This is a genomic window from Mariprofundus ferrinatatus (genome assembly GCF_002795825.1).
GTDB lineage: Bacteria > Pseudomonadota > Zetaproteobacteria > Mariprofundales > Mariprofundaceae > Mariprofundus > Mariprofundus ferrinatatus.
The window spans coordinates 1,834,855-1,846,485 of sequence record NZ_CP018800.1; the positions used below are offsets into that span (position 1 = coordinate 1,834,855).

Annotated in this window: 13 protein-coding genes; all 13 read right to left on the reverse strand. The window is 51.8% G+C overall.

Going from position 1 to position 11,631, the window contains the following annotated elements; all coding sequences use genetic code 11:
- Positions 1–23: 23 nt before the first annotated feature.
- The 13 genes from atpG to nuoI all read right to left on the reverse strand — a co-directional run bounded on the left by atpG (position 24) and on the right by nuoI (position 11,629).
- The gene (gene atpG, locus Ga0123462_RS08900) at positions 24–881 is read right to left on the reverse strand and encodes a F0F1 ATP synthase subunit gamma (protein ID WP_100265973.1); all 858 of its coding nucleotides are present in this window, start codon (positions 879–881) and stop codon (positions 24–26) included.
- 12 nt (positions 882–893) lie between these two features.
- Positions 894–2,435 (reverse strand): F0F1 ATP synthase subunit alpha, encoded by a 1,542-nt coding sequence (atpA, locus tag Ga0123462_RS08905; RefSeq protein WP_100265974.1) that lies wholly within the window; start codon positions 2,433–2,435, stop codon positions 894–896.
- Between the two features lie 32 nt (positions 2,436–2,467).
- Positions 2,468–2,989 carry an ATP synthase F1 subunit delta gene (gene atpH, locus Ga0123462_RS08910; protein ID WP_100265975.1) on the reverse strand — a complete coding sequence of 174 codons (522 nt, stop codon included), beginning with the start codon at positions 2,987–2,989 and terminating at the stop codon, positions 2,468–2,470.
- A complete protein-coding gene (locus Ga0123462_RS08915) occupies positions 2,986–3,468 on the reverse strand; it encodes a F0F1 ATP synthase subunit B (protein ID WP_100265976.1) in 483 nt (160 codons plus the stop codon). Before Ga0123462_RS08915 ends, atpH begins: the two co-directional genes overlap by 4 nt.
- A 34-nt stretch (positions 3,469–3,502) precedes the next feature.
- The gene (gene atpE, locus Ga0123462_RS08920; protein ID WP_100265977.1) at positions 3,503–3,757 is read right to left on the reverse strand and encodes a F0F1 ATP synthase subunit C; all 255 of its coding nucleotides are present in this window, start codon (positions 3,755–3,757) and stop codon (positions 3,503–3,505) included.
- 28 nt (positions 3,758–3,785) lie between these two features.
- Positions 3,786–4,610 (reverse strand): F0F1 ATP synthase subunit A, encoded by an 825-nt coding sequence (gene atpB / locus Ga0123462_RS08925; RefSeq protein ID WP_100265978.1) that lies wholly within the window; start codon positions 4,608–4,610, stop codon positions 3,786–3,788.
- A complete protein-coding gene (locus tag Ga0123462_RS08930) occupies positions 4,603–4,992 on the reverse strand; it encodes an ATP synthase subunit I (RefSeq protein WP_100265979.1) in 390 nt (129 codons plus the stop codon). Before Ga0123462_RS08930 ends, atpB begins: the two co-directional genes overlap by 8 nt.
- 164 nt (positions 4,993–5,156) lie before the next feature.
- Complete coding sequence (locus Ga0123462_RS08935; protein ID WP_100265980.1) at positions 5,157–6,617, reverse strand: NADH-quinone oxidoreductase subunit N; 1,461 nt, start codon at positions 6,615–6,617, stop codon at positions 5,157–5,159.
- Between the two features lie 11 nt (positions 6,618–6,628).
- Positions 6,629–8,197 (reverse strand): NADH-quinone oxidoreductase subunit M, encoded by a 1,569-nt coding sequence (locus Ga0123462_RS08940; RefSeq protein WP_100265981.1) that lies wholly within the window; start codon positions 8,195–8,197, stop codon positions 6,629–6,631.
- Positions 8,198–8,207: 10 nt separating this feature from the next.
- Positions 8,208–10,223: an NADH-quinone oxidoreductase subunit L gene (nuoL, locus tag Ga0123462_RS08945; RefSeq protein WP_100265982.1), complete on the reverse strand. Its 2,016-nt coding sequence runs from the start codon at positions 10,221–10,223 to the stop codon at positions 8,208–8,210.
- A 12-nt stretch (positions 10,224–10,235) separates the two neighbouring features.
- A complete protein-coding gene (gene nuoK, locus Ga0123462_RS08950) occupies positions 10,236–10,541 on the reverse strand; it encodes an NADH-quinone oxidoreductase subunit NuoK (RefSeq protein ID WP_100265983.1) in 306 nt (101 codons plus the stop codon).
- The gene (locus Ga0123462_RS08955) at positions 10,541–11,125 is read right to left on the reverse strand and encodes an NADH-quinone oxidoreductase subunit J (protein WP_100265984.1); all 585 of its coding nucleotides are present in this window, start codon (positions 11,123–11,125) and stop codon (positions 10,541–10,543) included. Before Ga0123462_RS08955 ends, nuoK begins: the two co-directional genes overlap by 1 nt.
- Positions 11,126–11,146: 21 nt before the next feature.
- The gene (nuoI, locus tag Ga0123462_RS08960; protein ID WP_100265985.1) at positions 11,147–11,629 is read right to left on the reverse strand and encodes an NADH-quinone oxidoreductase subunit NuoI; all 483 of its coding nucleotides are present in this window, start codon (positions 11,627–11,629) and stop codon (positions 11,147–11,149) included.
- Positions 11,630–11,631 lie beyond the last annotated feature (2 nt).

The following is an 11,631-nucleotide window of genomic DNA, read 5'->3' on the forward strand; positions in this document are numbered from 1 at the left end:
CCTCTCCTAAAAATCTAAACTATTTAACCAGCCGCAGCTGCGCCGGCACAGATCTCTGCCAGCTCCTGCGTAATGGCGGCCTGACGGGCCTTGTTATATGTAATGCTGAGATCCTTAACGATATCTTTCGCATTATCAGTTGCAGCCTTCATCGCAACCATTCGTGCTGATTGTTCACAGGCCTTGTTCTCGAGAACTGCATGATAAACCAGAGACTCAACGTAACGTCGAAGAACACCTTCCAGAACCTCTTTTGCTTCCGGTTCATAAAGGTAATCCCAATATCCTGCTGTTGATTCATTTTCAGGAACCGGGCATGGCATCAGACGCATAACAGTTGGCTGCTGGGTCATGGTGTTGACGAATTCACTGAATACGAGATGAACTGCATCCAGCTCGCCAGCCTCATACTTCTCAATCGCAAGTGTTACCACACCAAGAATATCGGAGAGCTCAGGGCTGTCAGATATATTCTCAGCAACACCGCTTATGTGTGCTCCGACCCGACGCATGAACATGCCAGCGCGACGACCGATGGTGAACACTTCAATATCAGCCGTCTGCTCTTTCATAAGACCAAGCGCTGCTTTGAGTGCGTTAGTATTCAGACCACCACAGAGACCCTTGTCCGTCGTAACAATAATAACGCCGACTTTCTTGATCTCTTCACGTTCAACAAGGAATGGATGCTGATATTCAGCATGTGCATTCATCATGTTACCGACAACGCGCTTGACACCTTCGGCGTAGGAGCGTGCAGCAACCACACGATCCTGAGCCTTGCGCATCTTCGATGCCGCAACCATCTCCATCGCCTTGGTAATTTTACCGGTGTTCTGGATGGCCTTGATCTGAGTGCGAATTTCCTTGGCTGAAGCCACAATAGACTCCTATCAGTAAGTGCCGGTTGACTTGAAGTCAGCGACAGCTTTCTGAAGACCCTCTTCTACCTGCTCATTCAGTGCCGGGTTGGCATTCAGTCCTTCAACAAGCGAAGAACACTGAGAGTTAAGGTAAGCCAGGTATGCTTTTTCAAATGCTACAATCTTGTTTACTTCGATATCATCGAGGTCGCCGTTGTTCAGGGCGTAGAGTGAAGCAGTCATTTCAGCAACGGACTGAGGATTGTTCTCATCCTGTTTGAGAATCTGCATACCACGTTTGCCGCGCTCGATCTGCATGCGGGTAGCAGCATCAAGATCGGATGCAAACTGGGCGAATGCAGCCAGCTCACGGTACTGAGCAAGGTCAAGACGAAGACCGCCACCAACCTTCTTCATCGCCTTGGTCTGTGCAGCTCCACCAACTCGGGATACTGAGAGACCCGCGTTAATGGCTGGGCGCTGACCAGAGTTGAACAGGCTGGTCTCAAGGAAGATCTGACCGTCAGTAATGGAAATTACGTTGGTTGGTACGAATGCAGATACGTCGCCTTCCTGAGTCTCAATGATTGGCAGTGCGGTCAGGGAACCAGTTTTGCCGGTCACTTCACCATTGGTGAACTTCTCAACATAGGTTTCGTCAACACGTGATGCGCGCTCAAGCAGGCGGGAGTGCAGGTAGAATACGTCACCAGGGTATGCTTCACGGCCTGGAGGACGACGCAGGATCAGAGATACCTGACGGTATGCCCATGCCTGCTTGGTAAGGTCATCATATACGATAAGTGCGTCTTCGCCGCGATCACGGAAGTACTCGCCCATGGTGCAGCCGGAGTATGGCGCAATATACTGCAGTGCAGCAGACTCGGATGCAGATGCAGCTACGATGATGGTGTTATCCAGTGCACCATGCTCTTTCAGGGTACGTACTACGGATGCAACGGTGGAGGCCTTCTGGCCAACTGCTACGTAGACACATGTTACGCCAGTCTCTTTCTGGTTGATGATGGTATCAATAGCGATTGCTGTCTTACCTGTCTGGCGGTCACCAATAATAAGCTCACGCTGGCCACGACCTACAGGAACCATTGAGTCAATTGCCTTGATTCCAGTCTGAAGCGGCTGATCCACAGATTTACGCTCGATCACACCAGGAGCGATCTTCTCTACAGCGTCGAAACCTGAAGCCTTGATCGGACCCTTGCCGTCAACTGGCTGGCCAAGTGCGTTAACAACGCGGCCTTTCAGCTCTGGTCCAACCGGAACCTCAAAGATTTTACCGGTGCATTTTACTTCGTCGCCTTCACCAAGCTCGGTGAACTCACCGAAGATCACAGCACCAACGCTGTCCTCTTCAAGGTTGAGCACCATGCCCATGATTCCACCCGGGAACTCCAGCATTTCGCCGGCCATTGCCCCGGAGAGACCATGAATCAGCGCAACACCGTCACCAACGGAGATGATGCGACCGACATTGGCATCTGCAGCAGCAGCTTCAAAGCCTTTGATCTGTTCCTTAATAATCGAACTAATTTCTGCGGTATCGAGCTTCATATGTATATTCCTCTAATACTCAATCTGTTTGTTTACGCTGCCAAGGTACGGCGCAGGCCGTTAAGTTTTGCACGCAACGAGTAATCAATTTTACGGTCACCAATTCGAATAACCATGCCGCCGAGAATAGAGTTATCCTCTGAGACATTAAGCCGAACTTTTTTGCCGGTTGAAGCGGTCAGCGCAGCCGACAGCTTCTCCTGCAGGGCAGGGTCCATCGCGGTCGCAACAACCACGTCTGCCTCAAGCTCGCTTTCAGCCTGATGCAGCATCTCCTCCACAAAGGAGTGAATCTCAGAAAGCAACGATGCCTTACCGCGATCGGCCAGCAGCGCGACCAGACGATCTACTTCAGACGACACGCCGCCAGCAGACTTCACTATCACCTGCTTCTTCAGCTCAGCCGGATACTCAGGCGAAGCCAGAAAGTCAGCCACCTCATCGGTGGCTACAACTGCCGCGACCTTCTCAAGGTCGCCACGCAGGTCTGCGCCTTCCTGAATCAGATCGAACAGCGCGCGGGCGTATCGACGAGAGATCTGTGACGTGCTCATGCGTTACCAAACCCTGCACTGACGATACCCTCGACCAGCTTGGCGTGACGCTTGGCATCCAGTTCGGATTCCACAACACGCTCAGCTGCCAGCATGGCGATGTCAGCGACTTCAGAACGAAGAGTCTGACGAGCACGATTAAGCTCGGCATTCACCTCTTCACGTGCAGAGTCAACGATCTGCTGAGCCTCTTCACGCGCCTTGACCACTGCTGCTTCGTTGATTTCAGCTGCACGCTTCTCAGCTGATGCAATCACTTCTGAAGCCTTGGTGCGAGCCACCTTAAGCTGCTCGGCAATCTCAGCCTCGGCCTTCGCCTTGGCTTCTTTACCAGCATCCGCTGCGGCAAGTCCGTCTGCAATCTTCTGCGAGCGAGCTTCCATAAGGTCGGCCATTGGTCCATACAGGTACTTCTTCATCAGGAATACCAGTGTTAGGAACACAACGATCTGACCGATAAATGTCAGGTCTATACTCATACGACCTCCTCTTTAAATTCCAATGCTCTATCTATTAACCCAGGAATGGGTTTGCGAACAGGAACCACAGAGCGAAAGCCATGATGATGAATGGGAAAGATTCCATCAAACCTGCAAAGATGAACATGTTAAACATCAACTGTGGGCGCATTTCTGGCTGGCGGGAAATGCCTTCCAGAGCCTTCGAGCAGATGAGACCCCAGCCAATTGCAGAACCCATGCCTGCAGCAGCCAGGATAACGCCGACCGAAATTGCGGTTGCAGCTGTGATGATTGTTGTTGCGTCCATATTTATATACTCCTATCGTTATAAATAATCAGTGTTCTACCGGCTGATGTGCAATGGATAAGTACACCACCGTGAGAATCATGAAGATAAATGCCTGCAGCAGACCAATGAACAGGTGGAATGCAGACCATGCCAAGCCAACAAAGAAACCAGCTGCCATGCCAACCGCACCGCCGCCAAGCAGCAGGAAGGCAATCAACAGGAAGATAACTTCACCAGCAAACATATTTCCGAACAGTCGGAAGGAGAGGCTCAGAGGCTTGGCCAGCTCTTCAACGATTTTCAGAATAAGGTTAATAGGCATCACAATCGGCTTGAGGAATCCGGGCACCAGATTGGTGAACGGCTCCATCAGAAGCTCTTTGCAAAAATGAACAGGTTTGAGCTTAAACTCGTAGTAAAGCACCAGCGCAAAGACCGAGACAGCCATTGCAGCCGGAAGGTTAAGGTCGTTGGTCGGCACCGGACGGAAGTGGTCAACACCGAACAGATGTGCAACGTTACCGAGCAGGAAGGCAGGCAGAACGTCCAGTGTATTAATAAGCGCAATAAAGCAGAACACTGTAAATGCAAGCGGTGCAATCAGCGGGTTATGCACAGGGAAGTTGTCCTTCACGGTCTGATCGACAAACCCGACTACAGACTCCATGAAATTCTGGGCGCCTTTTGGCGCACCCTCAACAAGCCGGCCTTTCAGCCAGAGTGCAAACCCGAACATGGATGCAGCAACAACGATTGTGATGAGCATCGTATCAACATGGATTTGCATAAATGGATTGGACTCATCCAACTTAACAGTCCAATACTGCAGATGGCCGGCAATTCCGCCGTCGCCGTGACTCTGATCAGCCAAGTCCCTCTCCTTTCTGTTCTTTTCTAAAACTCACTATCGCAGAGATGAATACCACCGCCTGCGCTGCGAATATTCCTGCTGCAACAAACAGCAGATGCAAACCAGCCAGATATGCAATCGACAGCGCGGCAATCATCGCAACAAAACGAAGAACTGCCCCCGTATAGATCGACCGCTTGCCTGAATCAATATCCATGCCTTGCGTTCGATCCAGCCGCCTTGCAAGCCAGATCGCGTTCACCACCATTACAGCCACGCCGAATGCCAGTGATAACGCACCTTCGATCTGACCAAACAGCGCCAGAACGACAAACCCGAGAAGCCCGACCAACAGCTGCTGACGTACAATTCGTGATACTGCAGCAACTTTTACTAAAGACATTCAAGCCTCTTCAGGTTGAGCGAAGAGCCACATGTAATGTGATCACCCCTCCCCTCGAATAGAGCGTGCCGCATTATATCGGCAGCCACCCCGCTTAGCAAGCTAACTTTCTGCGCTTTTCACCCATCCAACAGTTACAGATGAAGTGCAGAAACCAGCCTTGATTATACCAGCCCTCCCAACGCCTGCCTGCACATTTCAAGCAGCGGATCAGGGAATACACCAATAGCCACAATAAGGATTGCAGTAACAATTACGGTAGCCTGCATTGGTTTACTTTCGATAAAGTTAAAAGCAACACGCTCCTCATCGAAATAGATATACTTCACTACGCGCAGGTAATAGAACGCACCGACCGCAGAGAAGAGAAGTGCAAACAGCACCAGGTAGAGATGCCCTGCTTCGACTGCCGCAATGAACACAACATACTTCGCCCAGAAGCCGCCTAGAAACGGGATGCCCGCCATTGAAAACATGAACAGTCCCATCGCCAGCGCATAACCGGGCCTGACCCTTGACAGGCCTGCAAAGTCATCCAGCAGTTCGCCCTGGATACCTTCTCGACGCATCAGGATAATGACAGCAAACACACCCATGGTCATAACCAGATAAATAGAGAGATACACAAGAATCCCTGAGAATCCGGCAGCCGTTCCGGCCAGCAGGCCAAGCATTACAAAACCCACATGACCAACGGTAGAATAGGCAAGCATACGCTTGATGTTGCGCTGGGCAATTGCAGCCAGATTGCCGATAGCAATCGTAAGCACAGCCATGCCGGTCAGGATTGCCTCGTACTGGGGCTGAAGTGATGGCAGCAGGTCAACGACGATACGCATGAAGACCACGAAACCCGCCACCTTCGGAGCAACGGACATGAATGCAGTAATCGGGGATGGTGCCCCCTCATAGGCATCCGGAGTCCACATATGGAAGGGTGCCATCGAGACCTTGAAGCCAAGGCCGGCAATGAGAAACACAAGACCAAGCATCACTGCGGCAGATGTCGCACCGCCACCCTGCGTAAGCTTCTCACCCATAACGGCAAACTCGAAACTTCCCGTTACCCCATAGAGGAATGTGACACCGTACAACAGCATACCGGAAGAGAGCGCGCCAAGAATAAAATACTTCAGCGCAGCCTCGTTGGCACGCAACACCTCGCGCTGGAATGCAACCAGCACGTAGACGGAGAGAGCCATCAACTCAAGACCGAGATACATGGTGACAAAGTTGTTGGAGGAGACCATCAGCATCATACCGAGCATGGCAAACAGCATCAGCACATAATATTCTCCGACATGCTTCTCATCCTTCATGAACTCCAGAGAGAGAATCATCGCCATAGCTGTGGCGATATAGATCAGAACCTTGCTGAAAACCGCGAACGAATCGAATACAAAGAAGCCGTAGAATGCCACCAGCGGCTCGCTGCTCTGCAGGCTGACGGTTGCAACACCGGCAACGATGGTGGTCAGAATTGCCAGATATGCGGTCACCTTGCTGCCCTTGGTGATAAAGACATCAATCAGCAACAGTGCCATTGCCATGATCGCAACAATCATCTCGGGCAACAGCGTGATCAGGTGATCAGGAAACGGGAACGGGAAAGTCACATTAGCCATGTTTTAATTCCTCAATGATGGGCTGCATCGACTACAGGCATCGCCTGAACCAGTGCGGCAGCTGCATCCAGCTTACTTGTTGTTGCCTGCGCAATCAGGTGTTCAACTGATACATGCAGTAGATCGAGTACTGGCACAGGATATAAACCCATCCAGAGAGTCAGCAGCATCAGCGGCACAAAGAAACCGAACTCACGCGCTGTCATATCCTTCATCGATTTAACCGAATCTTTAACCAGGTCACCCATCACAACACGCTTGTACATCCAGAGCGTATAACAGGCAGAAAGCACCACGCTTGTCGTGGCAGCAATCGCCACCCACTTGGTGGAGACATCCATATAGACAGGGTTAGCCTCAAAGGTACCTATCAGAACCATGATTTCGCCGACGAATGCAGATGCACCCGGTAATGCCACATTGGCCATACAGAAGAAGAGCATGACAGCAGCAAATACCGGCATCACATTCACCACACCACCGTAATCACCGATCTCACGCGTATGCAGCCGGTCGTACATGACACCGACACAGAGGAAGAGTGCAGCAGCCACGAAACCGTGTGAGATCATGCCGATCACCGCACCTTCAACGGCAGCCTGGGTGAACATGAATGTACCCAGTGTTACAAAACCCATGTGGGCAATTGATGAGTAAGCAATCAGGCGCTTCATATCCGTCTGCATCATCGCCACGAATGAGATGTAAACGATGGCGACAAGCGAAAGCGCAACCATAAACGGTACAAAATACTGCGAAGCGTCCGGCAACATCGGCAGAGAGAAACGCAGGAAACCATATGCTCCCATCTTCAGCAGAATGCCTGCCAGAATCACAGAGCCTGCCGTAGGCGCCTCGGTATGCGCATCAGGCAGCCAGGTATGCACCGGCCACATCGGCACCTTCACTGCAAAAGCGATGAAGAAGGCGATAAAGATCCAGATCTGCCACTCGAGATTGAACGGGTAATCCATGAAAGCCAGCAGACTGAACGTCTTACCGGCTTCGAAATACATCGCCAGCAGTGCAATCAGCATCAGTACGGAGCCGGCCAGTGTATAGAGGAAGAACTTCAATGTTGCATAAACACGGTTCTTGCCGCCCCATATACCGATGATCAGGTACATCGGGATAAGCAGCGCCTCCCAGAAGAAGTAGAACAGAACTGCATCAAGCGCCGAGAATACGCCGATCAGCGTGGTCTCAAGCACCAGAAATGCGATCATGTACTCTTTCACGCGCTTCTCAATGCATCGCCAGGCCGAGATAACGCAGATCACGGTTAACAGGCTGGTCAGCACGATAAACGGCATGGAGATACCATCGACACCAAGATGGTAGTTAATGTTAAAACTGCTGATCCATGGCTGGAACTCTTCAAACTGCATATGTGCAGTTGTTGTATCAAACACCAGAGCAAGCGGCAGCGTGACAACGAAGGTGGCAATGGAAACAGCCAGGCTCGCCCATTTCACGGCATCATCACCCTTCACGAATAGCCAGATCACCAGCGCGCCGGCCAGCGGCAGGAAGATGCTCAGCGAGAGAATCGGAAAGTCCAGAACGTTATGCAACTCCATCTCTCTCCCCTTAAGCCTTCAGCAGCAGATAGGTCAGGAATCCGAAGACACCTATCACCATTGCAAATGCGTAGTGGTATACCATGCCGGTCTGCATAGCGCGCATGCGAGCAGCCCCGGCCACGATATTGTCGATAATACCCTTGTGAATCGCGCCCTTGTCGATTACTCCAAGATCAATGCCCTGCCATAGCATGGTTCCGAGGCAGCGGGCCGGACGCACAAAAATCTTGTCGTAGAGCTCGTCCCAGTACCACTTGTTGAGCAGGAAGGTGTAAACAGGGCCTGCTGCTGCTGCAATCTTGGCCGGTATCTTGGTCTCCTTGAAATACATGACGTATGCAAGGCCGATACCACCCAACGCCAACCAGAACGGCAGCGTAAACGGGGCATGCAACATCAGACCGATAGCACCGTGAGCACCACCCTCCTCAGCCATAACCATCAGCGGGTTATGCTCATCCAGTACAAAAATTGCATCGCGGAAGAAACCCATGGCAACATCGGGATTGGCGATATCGAGCGCCACGACGCCCCACATGCCTGATACAACGGCACCTATCGCAAGGATGATCAGCGGAATGGTGATCACCTTCGGCGATTCATGCAGATGATGTTTGGTATGCTCATCGACACGATCCGAGTTGTGGAAAGTGAGGAAGAACATGCGGAAGGTGTAAAATGCGGTCATGAACACACCGGTAAGCACGGCGAAAGAGGCAAAGGTACCCACCCATCCATACTCGGTGAACTCGCGGGCCATGGTCGCCTCGATGATCAGATCCTTCGAGAAGAATCCTGCGAACGGCGGCACACCGGCCAGCGCCAGCGCAGCCAAGAACATGGTGACATAGGTGATCGGCATATACTTGCGAAGCTGCCCCATCTTGCGGATGTCCTGCTCGGCCATCACCGCGTGAATGACGGAGCCTGCTGCCAGGAAAAGCAGCGCCTTGAAGTAGGCGTGAGTCATCAGGTGGAAAATACCGGCTGAGTAGGCGGATACGCCACAGGCCACAAACATGTAACCCAGCTGCGAACAGGTGGAGTATGCAATTACCCGTTTGATGTCATTCTGTACAAGGCCGATGGTTGCGCACATCCATGCGGTAATAGCGCCAACCAGAACCACCGCAGCGAGTGCTGTTTCGGAGAATTCAAACATCGGAGAAAGACGTGCCACCATGAATACGCCCGCGGTAACCATCGTAGCAGCGTGGATCAGTGCTGAGATCGGAGTCGGACCTTCCATGGAGTCTGGCAGCCAGACATGCAGGGGAACCTGGCCCGATTTACCCATTGCACCAACGAACAGCGCCAGGCAGATAAAGGTGATCGCCGTAACCTCCCAGCCCATAAAGCCGAGCGTTACATTCTGTGCCACGAAATCAGGCGTCATGGCAAAAACGGTCTTGTATTCAACCGAACCGAAATAGTACCAGACAGCCAGAATGCCAACCGCGAAACCGAAGTCACCAACGCGGTTTACAATAAATGCCTTCATGGCCGCCTTGTTGGCGCTTTCACGCTTGAACCAGAAACCAATCAGAAGGTAGGAGAACAGGCCCACAGCCTCCCAGCCGAAGAATAGGGTGAAAAAGTTGTTACCCATCACCAATACGAGCATCGAGAAGGTAAAGGCGCAGATGTAGGCGAAGAAGCGTGGATATCCCGGATCCCCATGCATATAACCGATGGTGTAGATATGCACGCATGCTGAAACAATGGTTACCGTCATCATCATGATGGCGGTCAACGGGTCGATCAGCATACCGACAGGAACAACAAAGTCACCGGCAATCATCCAGGTCCAGAAATTTCCGTGGAAGGAGGCACCACCCAGCACCTGCACAAATACATGTACGGAAAGGATGGCTGCGAGAATCACCGAGCCGGAGGTGATGGTATGGGAGAGTTTCTCTTTCAAAGCCCAGCCGAACAGTCCAGCAGCCATGGCGCCGATCAGCGGCAACGCAGGAATTGCAAGCAGTTCGGTTGTACTCAGCGTTAATGCGGTCTCTTGCACTGGTACTCCCCCTTATCCCTGAAGTGTGTTGATATCTTCAATTTCGATCGAACGACGCAGTCGATAGAACGAAACGAGAATCGCAAGGCCTACCGCCACTTCACAGGCAGCAACCGTCAACACGAAAAAGACAAATATCTGACCGGACAGGTCATTCAGATAGTGAGAAAAGGCTACAAGATTGATGTTCACTGCAAGCAGAAGCAGCTCAACGCACATCAAAATCGTAATTACATTCTTCCGGTTCAAAAACAGACCGATCACGCCAAGAGAAAACAGCGCCGCGGAAACAATCAGGTATTGAGAGAGTCCAATCATTACATACTCACCTTGCGCACACGATCTTCTCTGCGCACCTTCACCTGTGCAGTCATGTTCTGGTACTTGGCGTCCTTACGTTCACGAATCGTCAATACGACCGCGCCGATCAGCGCCACCAGCAGGATAATCGCTGCAATTTCGAAGCCGAGCAGATACTTGGTATAGAGTATCTGGCCGATCTCTTTGGTATTATTAACTTCCTGGCCGAAGTGCGCAGCAGTTGCCATAGCACCCTCGGCAAAGACGCCGGAACTGGATGCCGCAATAAACTCGATCATCAGAATCGCTGCGATCATGCCGCCCAGCGGCAGATACTGCAGAAACCCTTCACGCAGCTTGGCGGCGTTCACTTCAAGCATCATGACGACAAACATGAACAGCACCATCACGGCACCCACATAGATCAGAATCAGGATAATGCCCAGGAACTCAGCATCCAGCAGGAAGAAAAGGCCTGATGCATTAAAGAAACAGAACACAAGGAACATTACCGAGTGCATGGTATTGCGCGCCAGCACCACACCCATGCCGCCCAGCACGGTCAGGCCGGCGAACATGTAAAAAAACGCGGTTTCGAGCATCTCTCCTCCTAATTCCCGCGCTTAACTGTAGCGCGCATCGGCAGCGAGATTCGCTGCGATCTGTTTCTCTAAGCGGTCACCGTTGGCGAGAAGCATATCCTTGGTGTAGTAGAGGCCATCGCGTGTTTCACATGAGTACTCAAACTCCTGCGTCTCAACAATGGCATCAACCGGACAGGCCTCCTGGCAAAAGCCGCAGTAAATACACTTGGAAAAATCGATATCGTAACGGGTGGTGCGGCGCGAACCGTCCTCACGCTCTTCCGACTCGATCAGAATAGCCGTTGCAGGGCAGACCACTTCGCAAAGCTTGCAGGCAATGCAGCGCTCTTCTCCCGACTCGTAGCGGCGCAGCGCATGCAGACCGCGGAAGCGTGGCGATAACGGTGTGCGCTCTTCCGGGTACTCCACGGTAATCTTTTTCTTGAACAGATAACGGCCGGTAACAGACAGACCAATCAGTAGTTCCCAGAGAAACCAGGTTTTTAAAGCTCGTTTCAGCATAC